Raw genomic sequence first — 15,265 nt, 5'->3', positions numbered from 1 at the left:
CAAATGTCACTGTTAGAAATCAAGAATCTCAACGTTCGCTTCGGCGACAAGAACGCCGTTCCGGTGGTCGACGGGCTCGACATTGCCGTGGACAAGGGCGAAGTCCTGGCGATTGTTGGCGAGTCGGGTTCCGGCAAGTCCGTGACCATGATGGCGCTGATGGGCCTGATCGAACACCCGGGGATCGTCACCGCCGACGCGCTGAACTTCGACGGCAAGAACATGCTCAAGCTCAGCAACCGTCAGCGTCGACAAATCGTCGGCAAAGACCTGGCCATGGTCTTCCAGGACCCGATGACGGCGCTGAACCCGAGCTACACCGTGGGTTTCCAGATCGAAGAAGTGCTGCGCCTGCACCTGAAAATGTCCGGCAAGCAAGCACGCAAGCGCGCCATCGAGCTGCTGGAAAAAGTTGAAATCCCGGGCGCCGCCAGTCGTATGGACGCCTACCCGCACCAACTGTCTGGCGGTATGAGCCAGCGCGTTGCGATTGCCATGGCGATTGCCGGCGAGCCGAAACTGCTGATCGCCGACGAACCGACCACCGCACTGGACGTGACGATTCAGGCGCAGATCATGGACCTGCTCCTGGCGTTGCAGAAAGAGCAGAACATGGGCCTGGTGCTGATCACTCACGACCTCGCGGTCGTGGCCGAAACCGCCCAGCGCGTGTGCGTGATGTACGCAGGTCAAGCGGTCGAAGTCGGTCAAGTGCCACAGCTGTTCGACATTCCGGCGCACCCGTACAGCGAAGCGCTGCTCAAGGCGATTCCGGAACACAGCCTGGGCGCCACTCGCCTGTCGACACTGCCGGGCATCGTTCCCGGTCGTTATGACCGCCCGCAAGGCTGCCTGCTGTCGCCGCGCTGCCCATATGTGCAGGACAGCTGCCGTGCGCAGCGTCCAACCCTTGACCCGAAAAGCAACAGCCTCGCCCGCTGCTTCTACCCGCTGAATCAGGAGGTGGCGTAATGGCCGTCGTACTTACCGCCCGCGACCTGACCCGTCACTACGAAGTGTCCCGTGGTCTGTTCAAGGGCCATGCGACCGTGCGCGCCCTTAACGGTGTGTCGTTCGAACTGGAAGCAGGCAAGACGCTCGCCGTGGTCGGCGAATCGGGCTGCGGCAAATCCACCCTGGCCCGTGCCCTGACGCTGATTGAAGAGCCGTCTTCCGGCTCCTTGAAAATCGCCGGACAGGAAGTCGCCGGTGCCAACAAATCCGAGCGCAAGCAACTGCGCAAAGACGTGCAAATGGTGTTTCAAAGCCCATACGCCTCGCTGAATCCACGGCAGAAAGTCGGTGATCAGTTGGCAGAACCGCTGCTGATCAACACCAACCTGAGCGCCTCGGAACGTCGCGAGAAAGTGCAGGCGATGATGAAACAGGTCGGTTTGCGCCCTGAGCATTATCAGCGTTATCCGCACATGTTCTCCGGCGGTCAACGCCAGCGGATCGCCCTCGCCAGGGCGATGATGCTGCAACCCAAAGTGCTGGTCGCGGACGAACCGACCTCGGCGCTGGACGTGTCGATCCAGGCGCAGGTGCTGAACCTGTTCATGGATTTGCAGCAGGAGTTCAACACCGCCTACGTGTTCATCTCGCACAACCTGGCGGTGGTGCAACACGTTGCCGACGACGTGATGGTGATGTACCTCGGCCGCCCGGTGGAAATGGGCCCGAAGAACGACATCTACGAACGCCCGTTACACCCGTACACCCAGGCGTTGCTGTCGGCCACGCCGACCATTCACCCGGACCCGAACAAGCCGAAAATCAAGATCGTCGGCGAGTTGCCCAACCCGTTGAACCCGCCGTCGGGTTGCGCTTTCCACAAGCGCTGCCCGTACGCGACAGAGCGCTGCAGCACTGAAGAGCCGGCCCTGCGCCTGCTCGACAGCCGCCAAGTGGCTTGCCACTACGCCGAGCAGTTCCTCGACGGCGCGGCATAACAATGAGCTGAAAAAAACTGTGGGAGCGAGCCTGCTCGCGATAGCGTTGTATCAGTCACCGCCATCGCGAGCAGGCTCGCTCCCACAGGAGTTCAATGACCCCTCTTTCCGGACTGCGCATCAGTCCGGCAGCAGGGGTTTTGTTTTGCCTATCGTTTAAGCCCCTTCATCATCGTCGCTGTCAGGCTCGTCGGTGGTCGAATCGTCATCATCCTCGCTACCGCCCTGCCCTTTGTCCCCGGCTTCGGATTCAGATTTTGCAATCATCAAGGCCGTGTGAGTCACTTGCCCGCTAGACGCGTGCTCACCCTGTTCCGGGCAATCCGCCCACGCCGCCGACATGCCGACGGACAACATCACCAAAACCTTCAGCAACAACACAATGCGTTGAAAAATGCTCATAGCCAATTCCATCCTTTGTCAGGTCAAGCAAGGGGGCCTGCGTGGCGCTGAGTTAAATCTAGTTCCCATCAGCGCGGTTCTCCAGATAGGACGCTATCGAATGGACGGAATGCCCTTAATGGGGAGATTGGTTTGCAATAACCGTTATGCCGAAAAGTTCGCAGTGTAGGAGCTGCCGCAGGCTGCGATCTTTTGATCCTGCTTTGCTAATGTGTCCGCCGAACATATCGACTAAGGCTACTGACATGGATCTGTCTAAAACACTGCTGCATTTGGAACAACGCCTCTTGTCCCAAGATACTCGGCGCGATGCCGAAGAAATCTCGCGCCTGCTCGCCGACGACTTCATCGAGTTTGGCGCTAGCGGCGGCACCTGGACCAAAACCGACCTTATCGAGCAGTTACCTTGTCAGCCTTTCACTGAACGCATCGTCAGCGAATTCACAATCAGACAGTTGTCAGAACACAACGCGCTAGTGACTTATCATTGTCACACCGTCGCCATTAACCAGCATTCCCATGCCGACAGTCTGCGTAGCTCAATCTGGCGTAAGCAGGGCGAGCAGTGGCAGCTGGTTTTCCACCAGGGAACATTCATCCCTTCGCGGTGATTGCAAGACGCTTTCGCGGGCAAGCTGTGTGCCACACTTGGGCTGACGAACACTCGGTTGGTTAGGGTGTATATCCATTTCTTCGGTAGCGGCCGCTGGCGGTTTCGCTCTTACAGCGAGTCCCTTTTTCAAACGCCAAAAAGGAACCAAACGGCTTTGCCCCTCCATTCGGTGCCTCGCCTAGGCTCGGCATGCCCTCACTCCGGCATTGCTCCGGGGTCCGCCGCCCTCCTTGCCGCGGTGCCCCCTGCGCAACGCCTGCGTTTGGCCTCTGGGAAAGGGGGCAGGCAGATCTGAAGCCGAAGCAAAACAACGGCAAGATCAAAAGATCGCAGCCTTCGGCAGCTCCTACAGAGGAATGCGATCCCTGTAGGAGCTGCCGAAGGCTGCGATCTTTTGATGTGATCGTTCCCATGAAACACCCTATCGGTTGTGTCCAACTTTTGAGGTGCAGGCCAGAGCGTGGTAACGATCATCGGCGTACCGCTTTTGATCTTCACCATTCAAGGCCGAGCGTTAGCCCGCCTGTAGCTTTTGATCTTGACGCACCGCCCCCTCGTGAGGCCGAGTGCAGGTTCTGCGCAGTGGGCAACCCGGCATGGATGCCGGGTTAGCCGCCCCCGGCCATGGATGGCCGATGGCCGATGGCGGCGGGCCCATGGAGCAGGACCGGAGCGAGGGCATGCCGAGCCACAGCGAGGCACCGAACGAAAGGGGCAAGAGCGTTTGGTTACTTGGCGCTCTTCCAAGTGACTCGCTGTAAGAGCGAAACCGCCAGAAGCCACAGCAAAAAAAAACGGATAACCCCCCCATTCAAACGTGCACCAGAGAAAGCAGCATGCAAAACATCAGCGTGAAAAAAACCCCGCAGCTTTCGCAACGGGGTTTTGGGTGAAGCCAATCAGCGCTTAATGATGCTCACGCGTCGCGCGGAATTTCACGTCCGGCCAGCGCTCTTCCATCAGCGCCAGGTTGACCCGCGTCGGGGCCAGGTAGGTCAGGTGACCGCCGCCGTCCACTGCGAGGTTTTCCACGGCCTTGACGCTGAACTCTTCAAGCTTTTTCTTATCGCTGCAATCGATCCAGCGCGCGGAATACACGGTGATCGGCTCGTAGGAGCACTCGACCTTGTATTCCTCTTTCAAGCGGCTGGCGACCACATCGAACTGAAGTACACCGACGGCACCGAGGATGATGTCGTTGCTGCGCTCGGGGAAGAACACCTGGGTCGCGCCCTCTTCCGCCAGTTGCTGCAAGCCTTGGCGCAGTTGCTTGGATTTCAGCGGATCACGCAGACGCACGCGACGGAACAGTTCCGGGGCGAAGTGCGGGATGCCGGTGAAGCCCAGGACTTCGCCTTCGGTGAAGGTGTCGCCGATCTGGATGGTGCCGTGGTTGTGCAGGCCGATGATGTCGCCGGCAAACGCTTCTTCCAGTTGCTCACGCTCGGAGGAGAAGAACGTCAGCGCGTCGCCGATCCGCACGTCCTTGCCGGTACGCACATGGCGCATTTTCATGCCTTTCTCGTATTTGCCGGAGCAGATACGCATGAAGGCGATGCGGTCGCGGTGTTTGGGGTCCATGTTCGCCTGGATCTTGAACACAAAGCCGGCGAATTTCTCTTCAATGGGTTCCACGGTGCGCTCGTTGGCGACACGGGCCAGCGGTTTCGGTGCCCAGTTGACCACGGCGTCAAGCACGTGATCGACACCGAAGTTGCCCAATGCAGTACCGAAGAACACCGGCGTCAGTTGGCCGTCGAGGAATTCCTGCTGGTTGAACTCGTGGCAGGCGCCCTGCACCAGTTCCAGCTGATCGACGAAGCGATCGTATTCATCACCGAGGTGCGCGCGGGCTTCATCGGAGTCAAGCTTCTCGATGATTTTCACATCGGTACGCTCGTGGCCGTGACCGGCGGTGTAGACGATGATGTAGTCGTCGGCGAGGTGATAAACGCCCTTGAAATCGCGGTAGCAACCGATCGGCCAGGTGATCGGCGCCGCCTTGATTTTCAGGACCGCTTCGATTTCGTCGAGCAGCTCGATCGGGTCGCGGATGTCACGGTCGAGTTTGTTGATGAAGCTGACAATCGGCGTGTCCCGCAGACGGCAGACGTCCATCAGCGCGATGGTCCGAGGCTCAACACCCTTACCGCCGTCGAGGACCATCAATGCCGAGTCCACTGCCGTCAAGGTGCGGTAGGTATCTTCGGAGAAGTCTTCGTGGCCCGGGGTGTCGAGCAGGTTGATCATGTGATCGCGATACGGAAACTGCATGACCGACGTGGTAATAGAGATACCACGCTGCTTTTCCATTTCCATCCAGTCGGAGGTGGCATGGCGGTCGGACTTACGCGACTTCACCGTGCCAGCAATCGCAATCGCCTTGCCCATCAGCAAGAGCTTCTCGGTGATGGTGGTTTTACCGGCATCGGGGTGGGAAATAATGGCGAAAGTGCGGCGTTTCGCGACTTCGGCGGCCTGTTTGGTCATGGGAAATCGCCTGGCAGGTGATTCAAAAAAGGGCGGCGAGTATAGCCCAAAACGACCTCCATGGACCACCGTCCGTAGGGCCTCTTGAACATCGTACCCCCTGTAGGAGCTGCCGCAGGCTGCGATCTTTTGATCTTGATCTTCAGCGGTCTTGAAAAAATCAAGATCAAAAGATCGCAGCCTTCGGCAGCTCCTACAGTGTTAATTATGGAACCTTTTGAAAGGTAGGGGCGTCCACTCCCCTGTTACGGCTATTCGTCAGGGGCTGATAAATCAGCAAATTCGCCTGGCGAGGCTGCGCTTATGGCTCGATTTCATGCGGTTTTACCGGCATCGATAGAGCTGCTTCTCGCGAACGATGATCCCGGCAGCCAGGAATGGCATTGCCACACGGGACTGCGTTCGCCGACAAAGAAAAAAGGAGTCTGCCTGTGGCTATTCGCTATGGCAAAGGGCTGATAGGAGGTGCGGTTGTCGTCGCTCTCCTGGCCCTGCTGGTCCACTGGATTGGCATTAACACGATCGAACATTACCGCGACGATTTGTTGTTTTACCTGCAAGCTCATCTGATTCTCGTCCTCGTTTCCATGCTGGCCGCCCTCATTGTGGGCATTCCCGCCGGCATCTTCCTCAGCCGTCCGACCATGGTGGGCCGCGCTGAACGCTTCATGCAGATCTTTAACATCGGCAACACCGTGCCGCCCCTTGCCGTACTGGCCATCGCCCTGGGCATCCTCGGCATCGGCAGCGGCCCCGCGATCTTCGCCCTGTTCCTCGCCTCGCTGTTGCCGATCGTGCGCAACACTTATGAAGGCCTGAAAAACGTTCAGGGTTCGCTCAAGGAAGCGGCCGTCGGCATCGGCATGACGCCGACGCAAGTGCTGTGGCGGGTCGAACTGCCGAACGCGGTGCCGATCATCATCGGTGGCGTGCGCGTGGCCCTGGCGATCAACGTCGGGACCGCTCCGCTGGCGTTCCTGATCGGCGCCAACAGCCTGGGCAGCCTGATTTTCCCTGGCATCGCCCTGAACAATCAGCCGCAACTGCTACTTGGCGCGGCCTGCACCGCCCTGCTGGCCATGCTGCTCGACGGTCTGGTGACACTCGCCAGCCGCCTCTGGCTCGAACGCGGCTTGCGCCCGTCTTAAGCCTCGGCAAAGGAATTTTTATGAAAAGACTGACCTTTATAATGGGCTGCGTCCTGCTGTTCGCAGGATTGGCCCAAGCCGCTGAAAAACCGGTGATCCGCATCGGCGCCCGGGTGTTCACCGAACAGACCCTGCTGGCGGAAATCACCTCCCAATACCTGCGCACCAAGGGTTACGACACTCAGGTGACCGGCGGTCTGGGCAGTAACCTGGCCCGCAGCGCCCACGAAAGTGGCCAGCTCGACCTGATGTGGGAATACACCGGCGTGTCACTGGTGGCTTACAACCACATCACCGAAAAACTCGACAGTGCGAAGTCCTACGCCAAGGTCAAGGAACTTGACGCGAAAAAAGGCCTGATCTGGCTCACACCGTCGAAATTCAGCAACACCTATGCGCTGGCACTGCCGGAAAACACCGCAAAGGCTTACCCGCAGATCAACACCATCAGCGAGCTGAACACGGTGATGCAGGCTGAGCAGAAGCAGAATCACCTCGTCGCGCTGGACACCGAGTTCGCCAATCGTTCCGACGGTCTGGACGGCATGGTCGACCTCTACGGCATGAACCTGACCCGCAAAAACATCCGCCAGATGGACGCCGGACTGGTCTATACCGCCCTGCGCAATGGCCAGGTGTTTGCCGGTCTGGTCTACACCACCGACGGCCGATTGAATGCTTTCAAACTCAAACTGCTCGAAGACGACAAGCATTACTTCCCGGACTACACCGCCGCGCCGGTGGTGCGTCAGGTCTACCTCGACGCCCATCCGAAACTCGCCGAAGAACTCAAGCCACTGGCCGAACTGTTCGACGACGCCACCATGCGCCAGCTCAACGCGCGGGTCGATGTCGATCACGAAAGCCCATCATCCGTTGCCGCCGATTTCCTGCGCCAGCACCCCATCAACTGAGGAGGAGAAGATATGGAATTCCTGAACGCCTTTTCCCATCTCGACTGGCCGCTGGTACTGCACCTGACCTGGCAGCACATCACGTTGGTTGGCATCGCTGTGACCCTGGCGATTCTGGTTGGCGTGCCGCTGGGCATCCTGATGACGCGTTTCCCGACGCTCGCAGGTCCCTTGCAGGCCAGCGCCACGGTGCTGCTGACCGTGCCGTCGATTGCGCTGTTCGGCCTGCTGCTGCCGTTCTATTCAAAATTCGGCCAGGGCCTCGGTCCGATGCCGGCGATCACCGCGGTGTTTCTGTACTCGCTGCTACCGATCATGCGTAACACCTACCTCGCCCTGACCGGCGTTGAACCTGGCATTCGCGAAGCCGCCCGCGGCATCGGCATGACCTTCGGCCAGCGTTTGCGCATGGTCGAACTGCCGATCGCGGTGCCGGTGATCCTCGCCGGCGTGCGCACCGCCGTGGTCATGAACATTGGTGTCATGACCATCGCCGCGACCATCGGTGCCGGTGGCCTCGGTGTACTCATTCTCGCTTCCATCAGCCGCAGCGACATGTCGATGCTGATCGTCGGCGCCGTGCTGGTCAGTCTCCTGGCCATCTTCGCCGACCTGCTTCTGCAATGGCTGCAACGCACGCTGACTCCCAAAGGACTCCTGAAATGATCGAACTTCAAAACCTCAGCAAGACCTTCCAAAGCAACGGCAAAGATGTGAAAGCCGTGGACTCGGTAAGCCTGACCGTCAATGAAGGCGAGATCTGTGTGTTCCTCGGGCCATCGGGCTGCGGCAAAAGCACCACGTTGAAGATGATCAACCGCCTGATCAAACCGACCTCGGGCAAGATCCTGATCAACGGCGAAGACACCACTGACCTCGACGCCGTGACCCTGCGTCGTAACATCGGTTATGTGATCCAGCAGATCGGTCTGTTCCCGAACATGACCATCGAAGAAAACATCACCATCGTTCCGCGCCTGCTGGGCTGGGACAAACAGAAATGCCACGACCGCGCCCGCGAGTTGATGAGCATGATCAAGCTCGAACCCAAGCAGTACCTGAATCGCTACCCGCGTGAATTGTCCGGTGGACAGCAGCAACGGATCGGCGTGATTCGCGCACTGGCGGCGGATGCGCCGTTGCTGTTGATGGACGAACCGTTCGGCGCGGTCGACCCGATCAACCGCGAGATGATCCAGAACGAGTTCTTCGAGATGCAACGGGCGCTGAACAAGACCGTGATCATGGTCAGCCACGATATCGACGAAGCGATCAAACTGGGCGACAAGATTGCGATCTTCCGTGCCGGCAAGCTGTTGCAGATCGATCACCCGGACACGTTGCTGGCGCACCCGGCGGATGACTTTGTCAGCAACTTCGTCGGCCAGGACAGCACGCTCAAGCGTCTGTTGCTGGTGAAAGCCGAGGATGCGGCAGACAACGCGCCGTCGGTGAGCCCGGATACCCCGGTGGCCGAAGCCCTGGAATTGATGGATGAACTGGACCGTCGTTATGTGGTGGTCACAGACAGTGAGAACAAGGCGCTGGGTTATGTACGCCGTCGCGACCTGCACCGTCAGACCGGGACGTGCGCGCAATACCTGCGCGAGTTCAACGCCACGGCGGCGTACGACGAGCATTTGCGCATCCTGCTGTCGCGGATGTACGAGTTCAATCGCTCGTGGTTGCCGGTAATGGATGCCGAACGGGTGTTCCTCGGGGAAGTGACGCAGGAATCGATTGCTGAATACCTGAGCTCCGGTAAGTCCCGGGGTGGCAAGACCAGCATCGTCTCCCCTGCCGAAGTTGCGTTGGCCTGAAGCTTGACTGAAACCTGTGGCGAGGGGATTTATCCCCGTTGGGCTGCGCAGCAGCCCCAAAAACTGCGACTACGATGTACCTGATACGCCGCATTCGGTAGTTTTTGGGCTGCTCCGCAGCCCAACGGGGATAAATCCCCTCGCCACAATGGACACGGTGCATACCCCATTCGGGGAACATCACACTGTCATGCAGGTCGGTTACATCAGTAGCTGTCCGGGACCGCACGACGGAAGCGTGCAAAAACGCGACATTTTTTGTTGATCTCAAGCCCCTCACGCCCTAAAGTTCGCGCCGAACGTCCATGCTGGAAACGATCCATCCGGCTCAAGTACTGACGACGAGACAGCAAGGCCAAGGGAAAGCACCGCTTCCCATGGCCTTTTTGCTTTCGGCGACATGCCTTGGGAAGTAGGCGAACCAAAGTGGGGATACGGAGGACGTTCATTTGCACCCATTGTTAATTTCAGTTTGCCAGTAGGAGTTCCCAGCATGTCGATCAACGTCGAAGACTATTTCGCGCGCGATACCTTCAACAAAATGAAGGCGTTCGCCGACAAACAAGAAACCCCGTTCGTGGTGATCGACACCGCGATGATCAGCCAGGCCTATGACGACCTGCGCGCCGGTTTCGAATTCGCCAAGGTCTACTACGCGGTCAAGGCCAACCCGGCCGTCGAAATCATCGACCTGCTCAAAGAGAAAGGCTCGAACTTCGACATCGCCTCGATCTACGAGCTCGACAAAGTGATGAACCAGGGTGTCGGCCCGGATCGCATCAGCTACGGCAACACCATCAAGAAATCCAAGGACATTCGCTACTTCTACGAGAAGGGCGTGCGTCTGTATGCCACCGACTCCGAAGCCGACCTGCGCAACATCGCCAAGGCGGCACCGGGTTCGAAAGTCTATGTGCGCATCCTCACCGAAGGCTCGACCACCGCTGACTGGCCGTTGTCGCGCAAATTCGGCTGCCAGACCGACATGGCCATGGACCTGCTGATCCTCGCCCGTGACCTGGGCCTGGTGCCTTACGGCATCTCGTTCCACGTCGGTTCGCAACAGCGCGACATCAGCGTGTGGGACGCGGCGATCGCCAAGGTCAAAGTGATCTTCGAGCGCCTGAAAGAAGAAGACGGCATTCACCTCAAGCTGATCAACATGGGCGGCGGCTTCCCGGCCAACTACATCACCCGCACCAACAGTCTGGAAACCTACGCGGAAGAAATCATCCGCTTCCTCAAGGAAGACTTCGGCGACGATCTGCCGGAAATCATTCTGGAGCCGGGCCGTTCGTTGATCGCCAACGCCGGCATCCTGGTCAGCGAAGTGGTGCTGGTCGCGCGTAAATCCCGCACGGCGGTAGAGCGCTGGGTGTACACGGATGTGGGCAAGTTCTCCGGCCTGATCGAAACCATGGACGAAGCCATCAAGTTCCCGATCTGGACCGAGAAGAAAGGCGAGATGGAAGAAGTGGTCATCGCCGGCCCGACCTGCGACAGCGCCGACATCATGTACGAAAACTACAAGTACGGTTTGCCGCTGAACCTGGCGATCGGTGATCGTTTGTACTGGTTGTCGACCGGTGCCTACACCACCAGCTACAGCGCCGTTGAATTCAATGGCTTCCCGCCGCTGAAATCGTTCTACGTGTAAGCGCTATACGCGAAATACAAAAAGCCCATGACGTGTCGTGGGCTTTTTTACATCTGAAATCCACCCCGAAAACACCCCGCCCCGCTGTACTGATCGTTCCCATACTCTGGTGGGAACGATCTATCCGCCCCGACAACACCCCGCCCCCTGTAGGAGCTGTCGAGTGCAACGAGGCTGCGATCTTTTGATCCTGCCGTTAAAAAACCAGATCGAAAGATCGCAGCCTGCGGCAGCTCCTACAGGGGGGTGAGTTGCAGCTCAAGTTCGGTGGTGCGTTGGGCGTAAGCGGGTGCCAGGGCACGAATTTGTGGATCGGTCGCGTTCAGCAACGCCTTGCTCGCCACCCGCAAGAAGTTCAGGTTCCCGCCCGCCAGTGCCTTGCGCAACCAGTCCAGCGCTGCCCCGATATTGCCCTCATCCGCCAGCACCGCGGCATAGCTGAACTGCCCACGAAAATCCCCGCCGACCGCAGAGCGTCGATACCACTCGCGCGCAGCGTGCCGATCCGCCGGGCAAAACTGTCCTTCTTCCAGATATCGGCCCAGCAAATTCATTGATTTCGCATGGCCGAGCTCTGCAGCGCGGCGATAGCGGTCCAGTGCTTGCACCTGATCGCCGATCACCCCGCGCCCGGTCGCCAGCAGATTGGCGTAGTTGTACATCGCCCAATCCAGTCCGGCCTCCGCCGCCTGGCGGTAATGGCTGGCGGCAACCGCGGCATCGGCGCTGCAACCCCAACCATGTTCATGACAACGACCGAGCATGTTGCGCGCCATCAAATGCCCGCCATTGGCGGCGATCTCGAACCAGCGCACGGCCAGCGGCTGATCCTGCGCGATGCCCTGGCCGTCCAGCAGGATTTGTCCGAGCAAAGCCTGGGCATCGAGCACGCCTTCGCGGGCCGCGATCAGAATCGCCTGGGCTGCTCGGGCGGGACTTTCATCGAGCATGGCTTTGAGCCGATCACCGTCGAGGATTTCCTCCCGGCGTAGTTGAAAACTCATACCTCGACCCAACGGCGCAACAGGTTGTGGTAGGTGCCGGTGAGGCGGACCAGCGATGGATGATCGGGCATATCTTGCGTCAATTGCTGAATGGCCCCGTCCATCTCGAACAGCAATGCGCGCTGGCTGTCTTCACGCACCAGGCTTTGAGTCCAGAAGAACGAGGCGTATCGAGTGCCGCGCGTCACGGCATTAACCTTGTGCAGACTGGTGCCGGGGTACAGGACCATGTCGCCGGCGGGCAACTTCACCCGTTGGGTGCCGAAGGTGTCCTGGATTTCCAGTTCGCCGCCGTCGTAGTCCTCCGGTTCGCTGAAGAACAACGTGGCCGACAGATCAGTTCGCACCCGCTCGATGCTGCGCTTGGGCTGACGCACGGCGTTGTCGATATGAAAATCGAAACTGCCGCCCGCCGTGTAGCAGTTGAGCAGCGGCGGAAAGACCTTGTGCGGCAGCGCCGCTGACATGAAAAGCGGATTTTTCCACAGCCGCTCAAGCATCGCCGCGCCGACCTCCTTGGCCAGCGGATGACCTTCCGGCAGCTGCAAATTGTGCTTGGCTTTGGCCGACTGATAGCCGGCGGTGATCTTGCCGTCAGCCCAATCGGCCTGTTCCAGAGCCTCGCGAATGCGCTGCACTTCTTCTTTCGCGAACACGCCGGGAATGTGCAGCAACATGGGGGCAGACACCTGAAAGCAATGGGGCGCCAATGGTATTGATTCTTATTGCCCGTGTAAAACCCTCGCGACGTACGAATCACCAAAAACCGTAAGGGCAAATTGTAAAGAATGTAAATTCAGTGCAAATAGTAACGTTTCGCAATTGATACAAATACCTGTTTACCCTATATTCCGCGGCCTCAAATCCTTGGGGAGGGGAATTCAAATGTCACTTCAACTACCACAATTACCTGTCAGTTCACCGCGTTTGCTCGCCTCTGCGATTGGCATGGCGATCACTGCTGGCTCCGCGGGCCAAATGGCTTTCGCGGCTGAGCAGACCGACGAAAAAGCGCCGAGTAATGTGATTACGCTGGGCGCTACCGCGGTTACCGGCGAAGCTCAGGACGAGACCTCCTACAACGTCGAAAAAGCCTCCTCGCCCAAGTACACCGCGCCGCTGGTAGACACGCCGCGCTCGATCACCGTCATCCCACAACAAGTCCTCAAGGACACCGGCGCCCTGAACATGCAGGACGCTTTGCGCACCGTTCCAGGCATCACCTTCGGTGCCGGTGAAGGCGGCAACCCACAGGGCGACCGCCCGTTCATTCGTGGCTTCGATGCCCAGGGTGATACCTATCTGGACGGCGTGCGCGATACCGGTTCGCAGAGCCGCGAGATCTTCGCCGTTGAATCGATCGAAGTCAGCAAAGGCCCGAACTCGGCGATTGGTGGCCGTGGCGCTGCGGGTGGCAGCATCAACCTGGTGAGCAAAAAAGCCCACTTGGGTAACTCCTTGGATGGTGGTTTCACCTGGGGTTCGGACCAGACCCAGCGTTACACCCTGGACGGCAACTACCAGTTCTCCGACTCGGCTGCCGGGCGTCTGAACCTGATGAGCCACGAAAGCAACGTCGCCGGCCGTGACAGTGTCGATTACGACCGTTGGGGCGTTGCCCCCTCCCTGGTCTTCGGCCTGGGCACCGATACTCGCGTCAACCTCGATTACTACCACCTCGAAAGCAACGACACGCCGGACTCGGGCATTCCGTACAGCATTCCGGCCACGGGTTCGGCTGCTCGTACCAAGGCCAATCCAGACAAGCCAAACGACGGCGGCGACAGCAACAACTTCTACGGTTTGAATGACCGTGACTTCCGCAAGGGCCGCACCGACACCGCGACGTTCGCCATCGAGCACGACCTGAGCGACGCGCTGACCATCAAGAACACCCTGCGTCACGGCACCAGCATGCAGGACTACATCCTGACCCAGCCGGACGACAGCAAGGGCAACGTCAACAATGGCAGCGTCTGGCGTCGGGCCAACACCCGCGTCAGCAACACCGAAACCACGACTAACCAGACCGATCTGTTCGGTGATGTCTACATCGCAGGGTTCAAGAACAGCTTCGCCACTGGCATTGAGTTGAGCCGCGAAGAGAGTCAAAAATCCTCTTACAACGTCAACACCGACACGACGCCGCTGACGACCGTTCCTGCTTCAAGCACCAACTGCACACCGGCGTTGATCGGTGCCCGTAGCGCTTACAACTGTACTTCGTTGTCCAACCCGAACCCAAACGACCCATGGAACGGTGCAATCTCGCGTAACTACGCCGGTACCGACACCACCGCAAAAACCTATGCGTTGTATGTGTTTGACACCCTGGAGTTGAATGACCAGTGGCTGGCGAACATGGGGCTGCGTTACGACCACTTCGACACCGACTACAAAACCTTCAACGGCGCCGGCACCACCACCTCCAAAGGCGACGACATCAGCGAGTTTGTCACCGGTCAGTTCGGCATCGTCTACAAACCGGCGGAGAACGGCAGCATTTATGCGTCCTACGCGACGTCCGCCACTCCACCCGGCTCCACGCTCGGCGAGGGCATGGATGGCAACCCGCTGGGTGGCACTCCTGATCGTAACGGCAACCTGCTGAGCAGCGACATGGAACCGGAGACCACCAAGAACTATGAAATCGGTACCAAGTGGGACCTGCTGAACGATCGCCTGTCGTTGACCGCCGACATCTTCCGCACCGAAAAAGAGAACGCTCGCGTTCAAGTCGACACCACCTCGTATGAAAACGCCGGTAAAACGCGCGTTCAAGGTTTCGAGCTGTCGGCCAGCGGCAAGATCACCGAAAAATGGCAAGTCTTCGCCGGCTACGCCTACATGGACAGCGAACAAGTCGATGGTGGTGACTTGCCGGCCAACAAACTCAACAACGGCAACGAATTGCCTAACACCCCGAAAAACAGCGCCAGCGTATGGACGACTTATCAAGTCACGCCGAAGCTGACCATCGGTGGCGGTGCGTTCTACGTCGACGACGTATTCGGAAGCGTTGCCAACACCACCATGGTTGATTCCTACGTTCGTTACGACGCAATGGCCGCCTACAAGTTGAGCAAAAACGTCGATCTGCAACTGAACGTGCAAAACCTGACCGACGAAACCTACTACGACAAGGCCTTCTCGACCCACTTCGCCAATCAGGCGGCAGGCCGTACCGCTTTGCTGAGCACCAACTTCCACTTCTAAACCGCAACCCTGTAGGAGCTGCCGCAGGCTGCGATCTTTTGATCTTGAT

General features: G+C 58.8%; 13 protein-coding genes. 9 read left to right on the top strand and 4 right to left on the bottom strand.

Annotated elements, in window-relative coordinates:
• Positions 1–3 precede the first annotated feature (3 nt).
• Positions 4–972 carry an ABC transporter ATP-binding protein gene (locus ACA052_RS03950; protein ID WP_497648489.1) on the top strand — a complete coding sequence of 323 codons (969 nt, stop codon included), beginning with the start codon at positions 4–6 and terminating at the stop codon, positions 970–972.
• On the top strand, positions 972–1,952 hold the full coding sequence (locus ACA052_RS03945) for a peptide ABC transporter ATP-binding protein (protein WP_497648488.1): 981 nt from the start codon (positions 972–974) through the stop codon (positions 1,950–1,952). Before ACA052_RS03950 ends, ACA052_RS03945 begins: the two co-directional genes overlap by 1 nt.
• Positions 1,953–2,108: 156 nt before the next feature.
• On the opposite strand, the gene ACA052_RS03940 is transcribed toward ACA052_RS03945, so the two are convergent.
• The gene (locus ACA052_RS03940) at positions 2,109–2,354 is read right to left on the bottom strand and encodes a hypothetical protein (RefSeq protein WP_497648487.1); all 246 of its coding nucleotides are present in this window, start codon (positions 2,352–2,354) and stop codon (positions 2,109–2,111) included.
• A 245-nt stretch (positions 2,355–2,599) separates the two neighbouring features.
• Between ACA052_RS03940 and ACA052_RS03935 the strand changes: the two genes are divergently transcribed.
• The gene (locus tag ACA052_RS03935; RefSeq protein WP_497648486.1) at positions 2,600–2,965 is read left to right on the top strand and encodes a nuclear transport factor 2 family protein; all 366 of its coding nucleotides are present in this window, start codon (positions 2,600–2,602) and stop codon (positions 2,963–2,965) included.
• Between the two features lie 908 nt (positions 2,966–3,873).
• On the opposite strand, the gene ACA052_RS03930 is transcribed toward ACA052_RS03935, so the two are convergent.
• Entirely contained in the window at positions 3,874–5,457 is a 1,584-nt protein-coding gene (locus tag ACA052_RS03930) for a peptide chain release factor 3 (protein WP_497648485.1), read from the bottom strand.
• 431 nt (positions 5,458–5,888) lie between these two features.
• On the opposite strand from ACA052_RS03930, the gene ACA052_RS03925 reads away from it, so the two are divergent.
• From ACA052_RS03925 to ACA052_RS03905, 5 genes are all read left to right on the top strand, one after another.
• Positions 5,889–6,605, top strand: coding sequence for an ABC transporter permease (locus ACA052_RS03925; protein ID WP_497648484.1), 717 nt, complete (start codon positions 5,889–5,891; stop codon positions 6,603–6,605).
• A gap of 20 nt (positions 6,606–6,625) precedes the next feature.
• Positions 6,626–7,519, top strand: coding sequence for a glycine betaine ABC transporter substrate-binding protein (locus tag ACA052_RS03920; protein ID WP_497648483.1), 894 nt, complete (start codon positions 6,626–6,628; stop codon positions 7,517–7,519).
• Between the two features lie 12 nt (positions 7,520–7,531).
• The gene (locus tag ACA052_RS03915; protein WP_007942812.1) at positions 7,532–8,185 is read left to right on the top strand and encodes an ABC transporter permease; all 654 of its coding nucleotides are present in this window, start codon (positions 7,532–7,534) and stop codon (positions 8,183–8,185) included.
• A complete protein-coding gene (locus tag ACA052_RS03910) occupies positions 8,182–9,339 on the top strand; it encodes an osmoprotectant ABC transporter ATP-binding protein OsmV (protein WP_497648482.1) in 1,158 nt (385 codons plus the stop codon). The genes ACA052_RS03915 and ACA052_RS03910 overlap by 4 nt, the downstream gene beginning before the upstream one ends.
• Before the next feature lie 493 nt (positions 9,340–9,832).
• Entirely contained in the window at positions 9,833–10,996 is a 1,164-nt protein-coding gene (locus ACA052_RS03905) for a type III PLP-dependent enzyme (protein ID WP_027924486.1), read from the top strand.
• Positions 10,997–11,232: 236 nt separating this feature from the next.
• Here the strand turns inward: ACA052_RS03905 and ACA052_RS03900 are convergent, their stop codons facing one another.
• A complete protein-coding gene (locus tag ACA052_RS03900) occupies positions 11,233–12,000 on the bottom strand; it encodes a tetratricopeptide repeat protein (RefSeq protein WP_497648481.1) in 768 nt (255 codons plus the stop codon).
• Positions 11,997–12,677 carry a Fe2+-dependent dioxygenase gene (locus ACA052_RS03895; protein ID WP_497648480.1) on the bottom strand — a complete coding sequence of 227 codons (681 nt, stop codon included), beginning with the start codon at positions 12,675–12,677 and terminating at the stop codon, positions 11,997–11,999. The genes ACA052_RS03900 and ACA052_RS03895 overlap by 4 nt, the downstream gene beginning before the upstream one ends.
• Before the next feature lie 208 nt (positions 12,678–12,885).
• On the opposite strand from ACA052_RS03895, the gene ACA052_RS03890 reads away from it, so the two are divergent.
• Positions 12,886–15,216, top strand: coding sequence for a TonB-dependent receptor (locus ACA052_RS03890; protein WP_497648479.1), 2,331 nt, complete (start codon positions 12,886–12,888; stop codon positions 15,214–15,216).
• The last annotated feature ends 49 nt before the right edge of the window (positions 15,217–15,265 follow it).

The organism is Pseudomonas sp. LBUM1644, from assembly GCF_059716195.1.
This window is presented reverse-complemented; position numbering and strand designations above follow the sequence as displayed.

What these genes read in the sequence shown, in the direction of transcription:
- ACA052_RS03900 (WP_497648481.1), bottom strand. Translation starts at nt 12,000, where the DNA reads ATGAGTTTTCAACTACGCCGGGAGGAAATCCTCGACGGTGATCGGCTC.
- ACA052_RS03910 (WP_497648482.1), top strand. Translation starts at nt 8,182, where the DNA reads ATGATCGAACTTCAAAACCTCAGCAAGACCTTCCAAAGCAACGGCAAA.
- ACA052_RS03920 (WP_497648483.1), top strand. Translation starts at nt 6,626, where the DNA reads ATGAAAAGACTGACCTTTATAATGGGCTGCGTCCTGCTGTTCGCAGGA.
- ACA052_RS03890 (WP_497648479.1), top strand. Translation starts at nt 12,886, where the DNA reads ATGTCACTTCAACTACCACAATTACCTGTCAGTTCACCGCGTTTGCTC.
- ACA052_RS03935 (WP_497648486.1), top strand. Translation starts at nt 2,600, where the DNA reads ATGGATCTGTCTAAAACACTGCTGCATTTGGAACAACGCCTCTTGTCC.
- ACA052_RS03950 (WP_497648489.1), top strand. Translation starts at nt 4, where the DNA reads ATGTCACTGTTAGAAATCAAGAATCTCAACGTTCGCTTCGGCGACAAG.
- ACA052_RS03905 (WP_027924486.1), top strand. Translation starts at nt 9,833, where the DNA reads ATGTCGATCAACGTCGAAGACTATTTCGCGCGCGATACCTTCAACAAA.
- ACA052_RS03895 (WP_497648480.1), bottom strand. Translation starts at nt 12,677, where the DNA reads ATGTTGCTGCACATTCCCGGCGTGTTCGCGAAAGAAGAAGTGCAGCGC.
- ACA052_RS03930 (WP_497648485.1), bottom strand. Translation starts at nt 5,457, where the DNA reads ATGACCAAACAGGCCGCCGAAGTCGCGAAACGCCGCACTTTCGCCATT.
- ACA052_RS03940 (WP_497648487.1), bottom strand. Translation starts at nt 2,354, where the DNA reads ATGAGCATTTTTCAACGCATTGTGTTGTTGCTGAAGGTTTTGGTGATG.
- ACA052_RS03915 (WP_007942812.1), top strand. Translation starts at nt 7,532, where the DNA reads ATGGAATTCCTGAACGCCTTTTCCCATCTCGACTGGCCGCTGGTACTG.
- ACA052_RS03945 (WP_497648488.1), top strand. Translation starts at nt 972, where the DNA reads ATGGCCGTCGTACTTACCGCCCGCGACCTGACCCGTCACTACGAAGTG.